The 17,038-nt window shown below is 53.8% G+C and carries 15 protein-coding genes; 9 read left to right on the top strand and 6 right to left on the bottom strand.

Going from position 1 to position 17,038, the window contains the following annotated elements; all coding sequences use genetic code 11:
• The first annotated feature begins 95 nt into the window (after positions 1-95).
• Positions 96-224, top strand: coding sequence for an Rpn/YhgA-type helix-turn-helix domain-containing protein (locus tag DES54_RS19410; RefSeq protein WP_500676583.1), 129 nt, complete (start codon positions 96-98; stop codon positions 222-224).
• Positions 225-247: 23 nt separating this feature from the next.
• On the opposite strand, the gene asmA is transcribed toward DES54_RS19410, so the two are convergent.
• The 4 genes from asmA to apbC form a co-directional block, all read right to left on the bottom strand.
• Complete coding sequence (asmA, locus tag DES54_RS00010; protein ID WP_113864585.1) at positions 248-2,077, bottom strand: outer membrane assembly protein AsmA; 1,830 nt, start codon at positions 2,075-2,077, stop codon at positions 248-250.
• Positions 2,078-2,122: 45 nt separating this feature from the next.
• Positions 2,123-2,704, bottom strand: coding sequence for a dCTP deaminase (dcd, locus tag DES54_RS00015; protein WP_113864586.1), 582 nt, complete (start codon positions 2,702-2,704; stop codon positions 2,123-2,125).
• A 60-nt stretch (positions 2,705-2,764) separates the two neighbouring features.
• Complete coding sequence (gene udk, locus DES54_RS00020; RefSeq protein ID WP_113864587.1) at positions 2,765-3,406, bottom strand: uridine kinase; 642 nt, start codon at positions 3,404-3,406, stop codon at positions 2,765-2,767.
• 256 nt (positions 3,407-3,662) lie between these two features.
• Positions 3,663-4,772, bottom strand: a complete 1,110-nt coding sequence (gene apbC, locus DES54_RS00025; RefSeq protein ID WP_113864588.1) for an iron-sulfur cluster carrier protein ApbC — start codon at positions 4,770-4,772, stop codon at positions 3,663-3,665.
• Between the two features lie 223 nt (positions 4,773-4,995).
• Between apbC and metG the strand changes: the two genes are divergently transcribed.
• From metG to DES54_RS00040, 3 genes are all read left to right on the top strand, one after another.
• Entirely contained in the window at positions 4,996-7,023 is a 2,028-nt protein-coding gene (metG, locus tag DES54_RS00030) for a methionine--tRNA ligase (protein ID WP_113864589.1), read from the top strand.
• Between the two features lie 349 nt (positions 7,024-7,372).
• A complete protein-coding gene (locus tag DES54_RS00035) occupies positions 7,373-8,449 on the top strand; it encodes a sugar ABC transporter substrate-binding protein (protein ID WP_113864590.1) in 1,077 nt (358 codons plus the stop codon).
• Between the two features lie 13 nt (positions 8,450-8,462).
• Positions 8,463-9,713, top strand: coding sequence for an LVIVD repeat-containing protein (locus DES54_RS00040; RefSeq protein ID WP_113864591.1), 1,251 nt, complete (start codon positions 8,463-8,465; stop codon positions 9,711-9,713).
• 46 nt (positions 9,714-9,759) lie between these two features.
• Here the strand turns inward: DES54_RS00040 and pgl are convergent, their stop codons facing one another.
• A complete protein-coding gene (gene pgl, locus DES54_RS00045) occupies positions 9,760-10,758 on the bottom strand; it encodes a 6-phosphogluconolactonase (RefSeq protein ID WP_113864592.1) in 999 nt (332 codons plus the stop codon).
• 211 nt (positions 10,759-10,969) lie between these two features.
• Here pgl and DES54_RS00050 point away from each other — a divergent pair, with 211 nt between their 5' ends.
• Positions 10,970-11,335 (top strand): DUF4186 domain-containing protein, encoded by a 366-nt coding sequence (locus tag DES54_RS00050; RefSeq protein ID WP_113864593.1) that lies wholly within the window; start codon positions 10,970-10,972, stop codon positions 11,333-11,335.
• 151 nt (positions 11,336-11,486) lie between these two features.
• The gene (locus tag DES54_RS00055) at positions 11,487-12,308 is read left to right on the top strand and encodes a pyridoxal phosphatase (protein ID WP_113864594.1); all 822 of its coding nucleotides are present in this window, start codon (positions 11,487-11,489) and stop codon (positions 12,306-12,308) included.
• 75 nt (positions 12,309-12,383) lie between these two features.
• Here the strand turns inward: DES54_RS00055 and glk are convergent, their stop codons facing one another.
• Positions 12,384-13,349, bottom strand: coding sequence for a glucokinase (gene glk, locus DES54_RS00060; RefSeq protein WP_113864595.1), 966 nt, complete (start codon positions 13,347-13,349; stop codon positions 12,384-12,386).
• A 185-nt stretch (positions 13,350-13,534) separates the two neighbouring features.
• Between glk and DES54_RS00065 the strand changes: the two genes are divergently transcribed.
• From DES54_RS00065 to DES54_RS00075, 3 genes are read left to right on the top strand one after another with little or no spacing between them, the layout of a single operon-like run.
• The gene (locus tag DES54_RS00065; RefSeq protein ID WP_113864596.1) at positions 13,535-14,776 is read left to right on the top strand and encodes an MFS transporter; all 1,242 of its coding nucleotides are present in this window, start codon (positions 13,535-13,537) and stop codon (positions 14,774-14,776) included.
• 29 nt (positions 14,777-14,805) lie between these two features.
• The gene (locus tag DES54_RS00070; protein WP_113864597.1) at positions 14,806-15,876 is read left to right on the top strand and encodes a sugar phosphate isomerase/epimerase family protein; all 1,071 of its coding nucleotides are present in this window, start codon (positions 14,806-14,808) and stop codon (positions 15,874-15,876) included.
• Positions 15,873-17,027 (top strand): Gfo/Idh/MocA family protein, encoded by a 1,155-nt coding sequence (locus DES54_RS00075; protein WP_113864598.1) that lies wholly within the window; start codon positions 15,873-15,875, stop codon positions 17,025-17,027. Before DES54_RS00070 ends, DES54_RS00075 begins: the two co-directional genes overlap by 4 nt.
• Positions 17,028-17,038 lie beyond the last annotated feature (11 nt).

The raw sequence follows: 17,038 nt of genomic DNA on the forward strand, positions 1-17,038 counted from the left end.
CGGCTGGCGATGAGTCGTTTTATTATTGAGTTCGGTGACCGGTTGAACGGTCACATTTAATAGGGTGGCAATTACACAGAATTATTTACAGGGTCATCAAAACCAGTACCCGGCAAATCGCCCGTCAATTACTGCTTAAAGGCATGGACAAAGAAACTGTACAGCAGATCAACGGACTGACCCACAATGAAGTGGCAAAGCTGGCTGAAGATGCCATTAACTAAAGAATAATCAGTGCAACAACTAATTACAGCTGATCGAGCAGTTGTTTCAGATCCTTACCTTTCTGACTTTGCTGGTTTTTATCCGCCCACTCGTTTAAACGTTTTTTCATTTCGCTTTGCAACCGTTTACGCAACAGTTGATCCACCTGCAACTGATAATTCAGGTTGTTCCAGGGGCCATAGAGCCGCAGAGGAATCGCCGTGTTTTGCAGCACCTTGACTAATTGCTCGTCGCCCTGCCAACCTTGCGTTATCAATACGCCAAGGTTGACATCGCAGGTTTGCGCTGGGAGGTCAAACAGCCCTGCGCCGGTTACGGTTAACAGTTCAGAAATACCGTTCAGATCGCTGATCCGTAGCTTACCTGCATTAAGCTGGGCATTGCCCGTCAACTGTCGCACCTCGGTATAACGTTCATAACGCTCCTGGCCGCGCACATTCACGTTATTACGCGCGACGGCCATCTGCACCATTTGCTGGATATTCAATCCATGCATACGCATGTTGTCAACTTTCAACGTCGCTGCGCCTTGCCATTGCCGGGTAACCGCAGGCAGCGTAAATGCATTGCCGCTAAGCTGGCCATTAAGAGACAAACTCCCGCTTACGGTCTCAGGCAAGTCAAACGCCGCCAGCAAGGGCGATAGCGCGACATTCTTGATATCCGGTTGCAGCGTGATGGCGGGCGTGGCATTGCTATCCATTTTACCGGGCACAGAGAAGTTTCCTTCCCCCAGCTTTCCGTCAAGAGCGGAAATCGTGAGCACCCCCTGCTGGTTAGTCGCCTGAAGATTAAACTGACTGATGTCAAGCCCACGGTAAACCAGTGAGTCAGCTTGCAGTGACAGGCGCGCATTGAATTCCTGCAAACTATTTTGCGCATCAGGCGGCGCATCGCTGGAAATCACCGGCTTACCCGCTTTGATCTGAACCGCTGGCGTGCTTTTATCCGCTGTCGCTTTCAGACCGAGCAGCGCATCCAGATCCAGCTTGTCAGACTTCAGATCCAGAACATAATCGGGGCGTTCTCCCAGCGTGGCGCTGCCGCTTCCCGTTAGCTGGCTTTCATTGGCGCTCAGCGCCAATTGGCTGACGGTAATTTTTTCAGGATATTGCTGATAGCTGGCCTGCAAACTACCGCTGCCGCTAATTCCGCCTTCAGGAATGTCAGCGCCCTGAATCTGATAGTCCAGCGAGCGGATAGTAGCGTTGACCTGCTGCGGGAAGTGCTGCATATCCATATCCGCAGACAGAGAAAGCGCCACATCGCGCTGATCGCGGTTGATCCGGCTCGACAGAGTAATACTGACCTGACGATTACCATCCTGCTCCATCAGCAAATTGATGTCGCGTACATTGACCTGTTCGCCGTCACTGCGCTGCAACACCAACAGACTATCCGCGATTTTCAGTTGATCAATGTCGAATCGCCAACCCTGCCCTTCGGTGGGAGCGGGTGATCCCGCAGGCGCAATGGGCGCGTTACCGGGCTTTCTGGCCTCGCTTTCTGGCGTCAGACGGATAACCGCGCCTTTCAGCATGATCTGTTTAATCGCCAGCTTGTGAGACAGCGGCGGCCAGAGTTGCACATCCAACCGCATATTTTCCGCGCTGACCATCGGCGCCGTCGAACCGGGCGCGCTTAGCGACATGCCGCCGGACAGAATGCTCAACTGCGGCCAGACATGCCAGCGCAGATCGCCATCCAATTGCAGGCGATAACCGCTACGCGCCTCGACCTGTTTTATCATATAAGCGCGAAAATCATTGGGATTTACCAGCACCACCAACGCTGTCATTCCTGCCACCAACACGACAAGCAGAATTGCCAGTGTCGTCAGAAATCTTCTCATGCCATCCTCATTGTAATCCGCATGGTCAACAGGCCTGCCGGCAATTTAGTCTTTATCAATCCGGCTTGCGACGGCGCCCTGCTGATCTTTATATTTGGCGTCCTGCCGACGATTATAAGGCCGCGCCGCCGGGCCTGATAACGGTTCGAAACTCAACGCGCCGATCATCATTCCGGGGCGCAACGCCAACGGCAACTTACCTGAATTATAGAACTCCAGAACAATTCTTCCTTGCCAACCGGGATCAATTCGATGTGCGGTCACATGAACCATCAGTCCAAGACGCGCCAGCGAGGAGCGACCATCCAGCCATCCCACCAGATTATCCGGCAAAGTGACTGACTCAAACGTCACCGCCAGCGCCAGTTCTCCCGGGTGAAGAAAAAACGCTTCGCCTTCCGGTAAATTAATCTCATCGCTCATCACCCGATCCAATGCCGCGCCGACCTCATCCTTGGGGCCGCTCAGATCAATATAGGCCGCGGTATGGCCTCTGAATACCCGAAACTGATTTCCCAAACGGACATCCACCGTCGCGCCATTAATTCTTTCCGTCGGCGGGCGGGGCGTAATCACCAGCCGGCCATCATCCAACCAGGCTTCAATGTCACGATCACACAGTCTCATTTTTTTCTCCACTCGACATCGGCATCAGGAAAATTCCCTTAACTTATTCAACACGCCGGTTTATTCAACGAACTGGCTTAACTTGGCTTTCAGAATATCGATCGCGATACGGTTTTTGCCGCCGCGCGGAACAATGATATCGGCGTATTGTTTGGATGGTTCGATGAATTGCAAAAACATGGGACGCACCGTTTTCTGGTACTGCTCCATCACGGAATCCATTGAGCGGCCACGCTCGTTCACATCGCGGCGCATCCGGCGCAACAGACAGATATCCAGCGGGGTATCGACAAAAATGGAAAAATTCATCTCACTGCGCAAACGGGCATCCGTCAGCAGCAAAATGCCTTCAAGAATAATGACTTTCTTCGGTTCCAGATGGATGGTTTCCTGCTTGCGGGTATGTTCAACATAACTATAGAGAGGAAGCTCTATCGCCTGCCCCGCTTTCAGCATTTGCAGATGCGTCAGCAACAGGCTGTGATCCATCGAACTTGGGTGGTCATAATTGGTTTTTACCCGCTCTTCCATCGTCAGATGACTTTGATCTTTGTAGTAGCTGTCTTCAGGTATCACACCAATATGTTCGTCACCGACCTGATCGCGCAACTCGCGGTACAACGTACTGGAAATAAGACTTTTACCGGAAGCCGAAGCCCCCGCAATTCCGATGATGACACATTGGTGAGACTGCTCAGTCATGGTATTAACGACCTGATTAACAATAATAAAAGAGGGGAAACACGCCAGCAGGCGCTTTGTCGCGCAATTATAGGGAGTTAGCGCGGTTCACGCCAGCCTTTCACACAGCGGCGGAATTTCGTCGCGCAACGACAATGATCGATTCAGTATGCGCGCTATCCAGTTGGACGGCGAACAAAGAAAAATAAAAAAAGGCAGCGGTGGCGGCGAATTGAATAAATATTCGCCGCGCCGCCAACCACCAAAGTATCTGAGGCTACACCGCGCGGAAAGAAATCTCGGTGGGGATCACCTCTCCTTGCCAGTAAAGCTGTGCGGCGACCTGCCCCGCCAGTTCACGGTACAACGACGTGAATTCGCCGTCAGGATGGCTGACTACCGTCGGTTCGCCGCGATCCAGATCTTCACGCAACGAGATATGCAGCGGCAGTTGGCCCAGCAAGGCGCACTGATATTTTTCCGCCAGTTTCTGCGCGCCGCCAGTGCCGAAGATCGGCTCCAGATGACCGCAATGACTACAGATGTGGACGCTCATATTCTCGACGATACCCAAAACCGGCACGCTGACTTTTTCAAACATCGCAATGCCTTTCATCGCATCCATCAGGGCGATATCCTGCGGCGTGGTCACCACCACGGCGCCGGTCACCGGAATATTCTGCGCCAGCGTCAACTGAATGTCGCCGGTTCCCGGCGGCATATCCAGCACCAGATAATCCAGTTCCGGCCAGAGCGTATCCTGCAACAGTTGCAGTAACGCTTTGCTGGCCATCGGCCCGCGCCACACCATGGCATTGTCATCCGTCACCAGATACCCAATCGAGTTGGTTGCCAGACCGTGCGCCATAATCGGCGCCATATGCTGACCATCCGGCGACGTTGGGCGCTCACTCGCCGCCCCCAGCATGGTGGGGATCGAAGGCCCGTAAATATCGGCATCCAGAATACCGACATTGGCGCCTTCCGCGGCCAGCGCCAGCGCCATATTGACCGCCGTGCTGGATTTGCCGACGCCGCCCTTGCCGGAGCTAACCGCAATAATGTTCTTCACGCCTTTCACGCCAGCCTGATCATTCACCCGGCGCAGGGTGGCGATATTGTGCGTCAGACGCCACTCGATGGCTTTCGCCCCGGACAGACTGATCAGTTCAGCGCTGACCGTTTCTTTTAATGCTTCCAATCCGCTAAGCCAGGCAAACGGCATGGTCAATTCGATATGCAACACCCCGTCCAGCAGCGCGCAATGTTGCAAGGCATTCAGGGTGGTCAGATTATTTTTCAGTGTCGAGTGCTGAAAAGTTGAGAGAACCCCGCTGACCATGACACGCAATGCTTCAGGACGTTGTTCGGGGAGTGTTGAGTTCATTCCGGCTCCTTGAAATTCTGATTATTAACCGATAAAAACCGTTACAGCATACCAGAAGGCGGGCTGACTGGCGTCCTTGATGGCGAAAAACCCGAATGACGATATTCAATCACCGCACGGAGTGATTCGCCCGGAATGGTTTTCGTCAAGGCAGCGGTTTACGCCGCAAGCCGCTATCGGTTAACATCGTTTTCCCTCTATCACAAAAGAAAGCAAGTTCCTCATGACTCAAGTCGCAAAGAAAATATTGGTAACGTGCGCGCTGCCTTACGCTAATGGTTCGATTCACCTCGGTCATATGCTTGAACACATTCAGGCGGATATCTGGGTTCGTTACCAGCGAATGCGCGGCAACCAGGTTCATTTTATCTGTGCGGACGATGCCCACGGCACGCCGATCATGCTGAAAGCTCAGCAGATGGGGATCGCGCCGGAAGAAATGATCGCGGCGATGAGTCAGGAACATCAGCAGGACTTCGCCGGTTTCAACATCAGCTATGACAATTATCACTCCACGCACAGTGAAGAGAACCGCGAGTTATCCGCGCTGATTTACGGTCGTCTGAAAGAGAACGGTTTTATTAAAAACCGCACCATCTCTCAGCTTTACGATCCGGAAAAAGGCATGTTCCTGCCAGACCGCTTTGTGAAAGGCACCTGCCCGAAATGTAAAGCGGCCGATCAATATGGCGATAACTGCGAAGTCTGTGGCGCCACCTATAGCCCGACGGAACTGATCGACCCCAAATCCGCGGTGTCCGGCGCCACGCCGGTGATGCGCGAATCCGAGCACTTGTTCTTTGATTTGCCGGCCTTCAGCGAGATGCTGCAAGCCTGGACACGTTCAGGCGCGTTGCAGGAACAGGTGGCCAACAAAATGCAGGAGTGGTTTGACGCCGGTCTGCAGCAGTGGGACATCACTCGCGATGCGCCTTATTTCGGTTTCGAAGTGCCTGACGCGCCGGGCAAATATTTCTACGTCTGGCTGGATGCGCCAATCGGCTACATGGGTTCATTCAAAAACTTGTGCGACAAACGTGGCGATCTGAATTTTGATGAATTCTGGCACAAGGATTCCACAACCGATCTGTACCATTTCATCGGTAAGGATATCGTCTATTTCCACAGCCTGTTCTGGCCGGCCATGCTGGAAGGCAGCGGTTTCCGTAAACCCACCAACCTGTTTGTACACGGTTATGTGACGGTTAACGGCGCCAAGATGTCCAAGTCACGCGGCACCTTCATCAAAGCCGGAACTTATCTGCAACATCTGGACGCGGACTGCCTGCGCTATTACTACGCGGCGAAACTTTCTTCGCGCATTGATGACATCGACCTCAATCTGGAAGATTTCGTTCAACGGGTGAATGCCGATATCGTTAATAAACTGGTCAATCTTGCCTCACGGAATGCTGGCTTCATCAGCAAGCGTTTTGACGGCAAGCTGGCCGATAAGCTGGCTGACGCCGCGTTGTACCAGACATTTACCGATGCGGCAAAAAACATTGCCGACGCTTACGGCAATCGCGAATCCGGCAGGGCTATCCGTGAAATTATGGCGCTCGCGGATTTGGCAAACCGTTACGTTGATGAGCAGGCGCCGTGGGTGGTGGCCAGGGAAGAAGGCCGCGACGCCGATCTACAGGCGATCTGTTCTATGGGCATCAACCTGTTCCGGGTGCTGATGACCTACCTGAAACCGGTATTACCGGCGCTGGCGCAGCGCGCGGAAGCGTTCTTGAATCAGGAACTGCGTTGGGATGAGATCGACGCGCCGTTGCTCGGCCATCAGGTCAATACCTTTAAGGCGCTTTTCAACCGCATCGATCTGGATAAAGTCAATGCCATGGTTAATGCGTCCAAAGAAGATATGGCCCAAACCCAAGCCGCTTCCGGCCCACTGGCGGATAACCCGATACAAGAGACGATCAAGTTTGATGACTTTGACAAAGTGGACATGCGTATCGCGTTGATCAAGCAAGCGGAACAGGTCGAGGGCTCGGATAAGTTGCTGCGCCTGACGTTGGATCTGGGAGGAGAAACACGGCAGGTCTTCTCCGGTATTCGTGCGGCCTACCCTGATCCCAGCCAACTGGTTGGTCGCCTGACGGTGATGGTCGCCAACCTTGCGCCGCGCAAAATGCGCTTTGGCATGTCGGAAGGCATGGTGATGGCCGCCGGTCCGGGCGGTAAGGATATTTTCCTGCTGAGTCCGGATAGCGGCGCTCAGTCAGGCATGCAAGTCAAATAATTTCCTTCTCCACTCAGGCCGAACCGTGGTTCGGCCTGCTATTTCGGCGTGTCGATTGTCATCGACCTGCTCCAGACGTTTATCATCTGCCGTTGTTTTCCGCTCTGTCCGCGTGGTGAACGCGGGTATTTTTCCAGCTTCACCACCTCCCCTGCAAACCAAACGTTATAACTTAAACCCAAAAGTCATAATGTCCCCCATTCCGCCATGCGCGCTTAGCCGTTAGGATGGATTATCATTTTTAAATAGACATCCAGACATAAAGACAGCTATAAAGTCGTCAGCACGAACAGCACAGTATTCAATTCTTCGAAATATCATCTTTTTTTGAACATCATGGAGCAAATAAATGAAAAAATTCACCCCCGCGCTGCTCGCGCTGAGCCTGGTTGCCGCCTTGCCGGTCTTCGCCAATCAGAGCGCCGCCATCGCACCGATTCCAACCGCGCTGGCGCAGCACGATGGGCCGGTGCGTATCGCGGTCATTCGTAATCTGGGCTCTGACGACAACACCACACAGTTTGTCTCCGGGGTGATTGAAGAAGGCAAAAAACTAGGCTTTAAAGTCAGTACGTTTCTGAGTAATGGCGACGACGCGCGTTTTCAGGATTTCGTTAATCAGGCCATCAGCCAGAAATATGATGGCATCATTCTTTCGCAGGGGCGCGATCCCTACTCCACCGATCTGCTTAAACGTATCGTCGCCAGCGGCATTGCGGTGTCGGTATTTGATACCGCCGTCAATGGCGATATTCCCGGCGTAACCGTCACCCAGCAAGATGACGCCTCGCTGACCAATGAATCGTTCGGTCAACTGGTGAAAGACTTCAACGGTCAAGCCAATATCATCAAACTGTGGGTCGCCGGTTTCCCGCCGATGGAACGCCGTCAGGCCGCCTATCAGCAAATCCTGAAAGCCAACCCCGGCATCAAGGAGTTGGAATCCATCGGCGCGGTGTCTTCCGATGTTCAGGGCGATACCGCCAATAAAGTGGGCGCGGTGCTGGCCAAGTATCCGAAAGGGAAAATCGACGCCATCTGGGGTTCATGGGACGCATTCAGTCAAGGTGCTTACAAGGCGCTGAAAGAAAATGGCCGTACCGAGGTCAAACTCTACAGCATCGATATTTCCAATCAGGATCTGCAACTGATTCGGGAAGCCAATAGCCCGTGGAAAGTCAGCGTGGCGGTAGACCCCAAGCTGATCGGTAAAGTCAACCTGCGTTTAGTCGCGAACAAAATTGCCGGCGAGCCGACGCCCGCGACTTACGAGTTCCGGGCCGCCGCCATTCCGCAAGCCTTGTTAGCCAGTCAGCCTGGCCCGGTGAACGTTGCCGGACTAAGCAAAATCATTCCTGGCTGGGGCCAGACAGATGACTTCATCGCGCCCTGGTTTGCTACACTGGCAGCGAAACAGGTTAAATAATAGGAGTTAATTTATGGCGTCAAGTTCCCTGCCCACCCCTGATTACAGCCGCAATATGCGGCTGATTGGACACAGCGATCAAGGCGGCAGACCCGATGGCGTACAGGTGATGGTTCACCGTGGTTATGCGTATATCGGGCATATGGTTTCACAAGGTGTATCGATTGTTGACGTGCGCGATGCCAAAAACCCGAAACCCGCCGGGTTTATCGCCGCGCCGCCCGGAACCTGGAGCATACATTTGCAAACGCACGACGACCTGCTGTTGGTCGTCAATGCCAGAGACTTGTTTGCCGATGCCAGCTTTGCCGAAGAAAAAGTGTATTACACCCGCTCTGTCGCGGAAACGGTGAGCACCCAAGCGCAGAACAGAAGCTGGAGCGCCGGGCTGCGTATTTTTGATATTTCCATACCGGACAAAACGCGTGAAATCAGTTTCCTGTCGCTGGACGGCATCGGTATTCACCGCATCTGGTATGTCGGTGGCCGCTGGGCCTATGTTTCCGCGCTACTGGACGGCTACAGCGATTATATTTTCCTGACCATTGATCTGGCTGACCCGCAACATCCGCAAGTTGCCGGACGCTATTGGCTACCCGGCATGCATACCGCCGGCGGGGAAAAAGCCAACTGGCCGGAAGGAAAACGCTACGCGCTGCACCATGCCATCATTAACGGCGATACCGCCTACGGTAGCTGGCGTGACGGCGGGCTGACGCTGTTGGATGTCAGCGATCGCAGCCAGCCCCGGCTCATCAGTCACCGTAACTGGAGCCCGCCTTTTGGCGGCGGAACCCATACCGCGCTGCCGCTCCCTGACCGGGATTTGCTGATCGTGCTCGATGAGGCTGTATTGGATAATCAGGAAGATGGGGAAAAATTGATTTGGGTATTCGATATTCGTGAACCGCGGACCCCGGTCAGTATTTCGACGTTCCCGCAGCCTGATGAAATCGATTATGTGCAGAAAGGCGCGCATTTCGGCCCGCACAATCTGCATGAGAACCGTCCCGGCAGCTTTATCAGTTCATCACTGATTTTCGCCACCTACCAGAACGCCGGCGTCCGGGTTTACGACATCAGCAATCCTTATCAGCCGAAAGAGACTGGTGCGCTGGTGCCTGCCGCGCCGCAAAAAATGGTGGACAAGCGCCCCGGCAGACCGCGGATTATTCAGTCCTGCGATGTTTTTGTCGATGCGCAAGGTATTATCTACAGCACCGATTACAACGCGGGCCTGTCGATCATTGAGTATCGCGGTTAAAACACACCTTCAGCCCCACACGCGCGGCGGGGCTGGAACCGACCGCTTAATCCAGCGCCAGAATACTCACCCACATCGGCCCTTGTCCAACGGCATAACGCGCCAACGGTTGCAGCGCGCCTTTGCCGCCATCAATGCGATACACTTCGATGTGCTGCGATTTCTGTCCGGCGGTGATCAGGAACTCGCCGGTATGGTCGATATTGAAGCCACGCGGTTGTGTTTCCGTGGGTTGATGGCCGGTTAAAGACAAGGCGCCGCCATCGGCGGAAAGCTGGAAAATACTCAGCAAACTGGCCGTGCGATCACAGGTATACAGAAAACGGCCATCAGGGGTGATGTGAATGTCCGCCGACCAACACGTATCGGCAAAATCGGCTGGCATCGCCCCAACGGTCTGGATCTTCTGCAATTGGCCGTCCGCCGCATCGAGTTGATAAACGTCCACTGAACTGTCCAGTTCGTTAATGCAATAGGCGAAACGCTGATTGGGATGGAAGACCATATGGCGCGGCCCCGCGCCCGCCGCCGTCGTTATTTCCGGCTGACGGTGTACGCGCAGTTGGCCGTCGCCCCCCAGATCATATAAACGAATGCGATCTTCTTTCAGGCATGGCGCCCAGACCACCGTATTGGTTGGATCGATGTTGGTCGAGTGGCAACCTTCCAATCCGTGCAATTGCTGGATCGGCTCACCGACAATGCCATCCTCGTCAATGGAACTCACGCTGACGCAGGCGCCGCTATAGGACGCGCTGAACAGGAAACGACCGTCAAGATCGGTGGAAAGATGAGTCGGGCTCCCCGGCAACGTTGCCGCGCCCGCGTCGGTCAACAGACCTTGCTCATCGATACGGTAGCTGATCACCCGAAACTCAGGACGAACGCCCACGTACAAATAGCGATTGTCCGGCGCAATGGTCATCGGCTGCACCTGTCCAGGCACATCCACAACCTGCAATAAGGTCAAATTCCCGTCCACGCCGAGTTGCCATACGTGAATTTGCTGACTTTCCGGGCTGGCGACATAAACCACTTGCTGCATCGTACTCTCCTTAATTCATGCGGATTTTACTGCTCAAGGATACGCTAACGATAGAGAACCGTCTCTGTCAGTCACATTTTGCGCAACCTAACTTACGATGTACCATAACCAGCAATCACTTTATGCTACAGACACGCAGCGACGCTATTATTCATTTACCACGGCAGGATCGTCTTCTCTCGTCTGCCGTTAACCCTACAGATTCCGAGTTATGACAACACTTGATGCGCTGTTTTTACGGCTGTCACGCTCCCGCTTCCGCCAGCGTTTTCATCTGGGCGCCAAAGAGCGCGACTACTGCTTCAATAAAGGCAAGGAACGTATCGCGTCTCACGCCGCCGACTTCGTCGCTCGCAGACTGGCTCCGGCGGAGCCCGCTAACGACGGCAAACAGACGCCGATGCACGGCCATCCGGTCTTTATCGCTCAGCATGCGACCGCCACCTGCTGTCGGGGATGTCTGGAAAAATGGCACGACATCCGCCAGCATCGTGTGCTGAATGACGGCGAACAGCGTTATATCGTCAGCGTTATTCTGCATTGGATCGAAAACGATTTGCTGAATTCACGCCAATAATGGCGCTAAGCAACGCCATCATATGCAACGACATGGCAAGAGATCCGCAACGAGAAAGATTTTAGTCAAGTGGCGGAAGGTTCGCTATTTATCGCCATGTCATTTATCGTAATGGTCATTGATAATGGCCCCTATGATTTGCGAGACGACTATGATCTACCGTGTAATTGCGCTTGACCTTGATGGAACGCTGCTGACCCAACAGAAAAAAATCCTGTCTGAATCGCTTACCGCGCTGGCGCTGGCGCGTCAGCAAGGCATAAAAGTGCTGATTGTGACCGGGCGTCATCACTCCGCCATCCATCCGTTTTATCAGGCGTTGCAACTGGATACCCCAGCAATCTGCTGTAACGGCACCTATGTCTACGATTACCTGACCGGGAAAACCTCTCACGCCAATCCGTTATCCGTCGATCAGGCTAAAAGCGTGCTCAACATGCTGCAAACGTTTGATATCCACGGTCTGATGTATGCCGATGACGCCATGTATTACCAATATCCCACCGGGCATGTGACACGGACTCAAGCCTGGGCATCAACCCTGCCCGCGTTGCAGCGCCCCGCATTCCAACAGGTCGCGGATTTGATGCGGCAAACCGATGAATCCGTCGCGATCTGGAAATTCGCCACATCCCATGCCAATATTCCTACCCTCAACGATTTCGCCGGCGCGGTAGAAACACAACTCGGCCTCGCCTGCGAGTGGTCGTGGCAGGATCAGGTGGATATCGCTCAAACGGGCAACAGCAAAGGGAAGTTACTGCAACAGTGGTTGTCGGAACAAGGCATCAGCATGAAAGAGGTCGTCGCCTTTGGCGATAACTTCAACGACATCAGCATGCTTGAAGGCGCCGGATTGGGTGTTGCCATGGGCAACAGCGCGGATGAGATCAAAGCGCGCGCCGATTTGGTTATCGGCGACAATGAAGGGCCTGGCATCGCCGAGGTGATTCGTACCCGCGTGCTGGCGTAGTCGCGAATCGTTCAGTCAGCAAACGCCCGGCGCTTGCTGACTGACTCGCGGGCAACGTACCGCGCCCGCCAGGTCTTAAAGCGTTTTTCCCAGCGATTGCCTGAGATAAGCGCCCGCACCCAACAGTCCCGGCTGCTCGTGGGTGATCAGATACACCGGGATCGCCCGCACATAATCCTTGAATCGCCCTTTGTCCTCGAACGCCGCGCGAAAACCTGACGCTTTGAAAAATTCAAGGAAGCGCGGCACGATGCCGCCGGCGATATACACACCGCCAAAGGTGCCCAGCGTGAGCGCCAGGTTGCCGCCGAAACGACCTAACATCACACAGAATAGCGACAATGCCCGCCGGCAATCCACATCGCTGTTTTCCAATGCGCGCCGGGTGACCTCTTGCGGCTCCAGCGCTCCCGGAGTTCTTTCATCACACAATACTATCGCATGATAAATATTCACCAGCCCTTGCCCTGAAAGCAGGCGCTCCGCTGAAACATGCCCCCACTCCTTGCGCATGATGGACAGAATCGCCTCTTCTTCATCGCTGTTTGGCGCGAAATCCACATGGCCGCCTTCACCCGATAAGCTTATCCAGCGATCAGCCGCATAAACCAGATGGGCTACCCCCAGTCCGGTGCCTGCGCCATAGACCGCGATCGGCTTACCCGGCACGGGTTCGCCTCCGCCGAGTTGCAGCAAATGCGCTTTATCCATCACCGGCACCGCCATGGATACCGCGGTAAAATCATTAATTACTTCAAAATGCCGCAGACCAAGACTGGCCCTCATTTCCTCAATGGAAAAAGCCCAACTGTGGTTGGTCATGGCGACCCAATCGCCGGTGATCGGGCAGGCGATGGCGATACAGGCATCCTGAACCGATACCGTCAATTTTCCGAGATAATCACGGATTGCCGCCTCCAGCGAAGGGAAATTCAGCCCGGAATAGGTTGCCGTTTGCGATAACTCGCCCGTTGTCCTATCACACAACGCCAGACGGGTATTGGTGCCGCCAACATCGCCAATTAACATATAATGCGCCATGACTTTCTCCAGATTAAAATCAGATATTCAGATCATCGCTGTTAAATACCACCTACCGCCACTCCCAAATAACTTTCTAGTGATGAGGATCTCATTTATTACTAAAAGCAGCGGTTAAGCCAAAAGTAATCGATTACATTGATAAAACACAGATTGTAATCGATTACTTTTAAAAGGGATACCTTATGGTTTCTTCATCTAAAAATACCGCATCCAAATCGTTACAGCCCACATTCGTCGTACCCAGACTGTCGCTCATGATGTTTTTGGAATTCTTTATCTGGGGCTCATGGTCAGTAACATTGGGGCTGGTTATGACGCAACATAACCTGGCATCCATGATTGGCGACGCTTTCTCCGCCGCGCCGATCGCCTCGATCCTTTCGCCTTTCGTACTCGGTATGGTGGTTGACCGCTTCTTCCCCTCGCAAAAAGTCATGGCGCTATTGCATTTGGTGGGCGCGGTGATCCTGTGGTTCGTACCTGGCGCGTTGACCAGCGAGAACGGATCGCAACTGCTGATGCTGCTCTTCGCCTATACGTTGTGCTTTATGCCCACGCTGGCGTTAACCAACAATATTGCGTTCCATAATCTGACCAATAGCGAAAAGAGTTTTCCTGTGGTGCGGGTATTCGGCACGATTGGCTGGATTGTTGCCGGGGTTTGCATCGGCATGGCGGGGATCTCGGCGAGCGTCTCCATCTTCTATGTTGCCGCCGTTTTCTCCGCGATCCTTGCCGTCTATAGCCTGACGCTGCCGCACACCCCCGCACCGGCCAAAGGCCAACCGCTGGCGGTGCGCGATCTGTTTTGCGCCGACGCTTTCGCCCTGCTTAAGCAGAGCCATTTTCTGGTGTTCGCCATCTGCGCGATGCTGATTTCCATTCCGCTGGGGACTTACTATGCCTACACCGCATCGTTTCTGAGCGATGTCGGCATCAATAATGTCAGCACAGCTATGTCATTCGGCCAGATGTCTGAAATTTTCTTTATGTTGATCATCCCGCTGTTGTTCAAAAGGCTGGGTGTGAAGTACATGCTGTTTATCGGTATGTTGGCCTGGTTTGTACGCTATGCCCTTTTCGCGCTGGGCGTGAGCGAGGAAGCGCGCTGGCTGCTCTATATCGGTATTCTGCTGCACGGCGTTTGTTACGATTTCTTCTTTGTGATCGGCTTTATCTACACCGATCGCATCGCCGGAGAGAAAATTAAAGGTCAGGCGCAAAGTATGGTCGTGCTGTTCACCTATGGCGTCGGTATGCTGCTGGGCTCTCAGGTTTCGGGCGCGCTCTATAACCGTCTGTTCGACAACGGCACGCTCAATGCGCCGGAAATATGGGCGACTTTCTGGTGGATCCCGGCGATTGCGGCCGCAATTATTGCAGCGATCTTCTTATTCTCTTTTAAATATAAAGAGCGGGCATAACTGCCAACATTTTGCCAATGGAGGTATGAATGAAAACGTTAAAAGGGCCGGGCATATTTCTCGCCCAATATATTGGCGAACAGGCTCCCTTTGACACGCTTGAAAATCTGGCGGACTGGGCGGCGGGCTTAGGGTTTAAGGCACTGCAAATACCATGCAATCACCCGCATATCTTTGATTTGGCGACGGCGGCAACCAGTCAAACCTATTGCGATGAGGTCACAGGGATGTTGGCGCAACATGGGCTGGCCATCAGCGAATTGTCTACCCATCTGGAAGGACAGTTGATTGCGGTGCACCCGGCGTATCACGATGCGTTTGATGATTTTGCGCCGCCGACTTATCGTGGTAATCCGCAGGCGCGGCAACAATGGGCCATCGCTTCTCTCAAACAGGCGGCGGCGGCCTCTTCCCGGCTGGGGCTGAACGCCCACGCCACCTTTTCCGGGGCGCTGGCCTGGCCCTACTTTTATCCCTGGCCGCCACGTAAAGAGAGTCTTATTCGGGAAGCCTTTCAGGAACTGGGCCGACTCTGGACGCCGATTCTCGATAGCTTTGACGAATACGGCGTAGATGTCTGTTACGAGCTTCACCCCGGCGAGGATTTACATGATGGCGCCAGCTTCGAGCGTTTTCTCGATGCCGTAAATCATCATCCACGCGCCAATATCCTTTACGATCCCAGCCATATGCTGTTGCAGCAGATGGATTACCTTGACTTTATCGATCGCTATCACCAACGGATTAAGGCGTTCCATGTGAAAGATGCCGAGTTCAGGTCATCCGGGAAAAGCGGCGTTTATGGCGGCTATCAGACCTGGTCGGATCGGCCCGGACGTTTTCGTTCGCCGGGAGACGGACAAATCGATTTCGGCGCCATCTTCAGCAAACTCGCCCAATACGATTACGGCGGCTGGGCGGTGCTCGAATGGGAATGTTGTCTGAAGGACAGCGATCAGGGCGCCAAAGAGGGCGCCGAATTTATCCAGCGGAATATCATTCCCGTTTCGCAGCGCGCCTTTGATGATTTCGCCGCCACGAACGATGACAGAGATCTGGTGAGAAAAATGCTCGGACTGCCAGAGGAGAAAACAAAATGATCCGTGTGGGTATTATTGGCTCCGGTTTTATCGGGCCGGCGCATATTGAAGCGATTCGTCGGCTGGGCTTTGTGGAAGTGGTGGCGCTGGCGGAGAATTCACTGGAACTCGCCCAGCAGAAAGCCCGCTTGCTCAACATTCCGCACGCCTATGGCAACATTAACGATCTGCTGAATCATCCTGATATCGCGGTGATCCATAACTGCACGCCGAATCACCTGCATGCCGCCATCAACAAGCAGATTATTCTGGCGGGCAAACACGTGTTTTCCGAAAAGCCGCTGTGCATGACCAGCGACGAAGCCCGCGAACTGGTGTCACTGGCACAAGCGCAACGTGTCGTTCATGGCGTCAGCTTCGTCTATCGGCAATTCGGCATTGTGCAACAGGTCGCCAGCATGATCAAACAGCAGGAGATTGGCCACGTTTTCGCCGTCCACGGCGGTTATCTGCAAGACTGGATGCTGTATGAAACCGATTATAACTGGCGCGTGGAACCAGAATATGGCGGCGTATCGCGCGCGGTGGCGGATATCGGTTCACACTGGTGCGATACGGTCCAGTTCATCACCGGACGGAAAATCGCCGCGGTATTCGCCGACCTGGTGATCGTTCACCCAACGCGTAAATCAAGCCGCCAGGGAAGCGCGACCTTCTCATCATCGAATGCCGCGACAGAGTATGACGACAAACCCGTCAGCACGGAAGATTACGCCACCGTTCTGTTACGGTTCGACGACGGCAGACGGGGATCGTTTACCGTTTCGCAAGTCAGCGCGGGCAGAAAGAATCGTCTGACGTTTGAAGTCAACGGCAGTGAGAAATCGCTCGCCTGGGATCAGGAAACGCCGCAGACGCTGTGGATCGGCAACCGTGATAAACCCAATCAACTGCTTTCCGACGATCCATCCCTGATGAATCCTGACGCGGCCACGTCCGTTCATTTCCCCGGCGGACATATCGAAGGCTGGCCGGACGCCTTTAAAAACATGATGGAGAAATTTTATCGCTATCTGCGCGACGGCAAACAGCCGGGCGTCGATCCGGTTGATTTTGCGACATTCCACGATGGCGCCGACATCATGTTTATTCTCGATGCCATCCTACAAAGCCATCAGCAGCAAAAATGGGTTAACGTCGACTATAAGTAATTCTCTCCGCC

Origin of the sequence: Brenneria salicis ATCC 15712 = DSM 30166 (genome assembly GCF_003315515.1) — a bacterium.
GTDB classification, from domain to species: Bacteria; Pseudomonadota; Gammaproteobacteria; order Enterobacterales; family Enterobacteriaceae; genus Brenneria; species Brenneria salicis.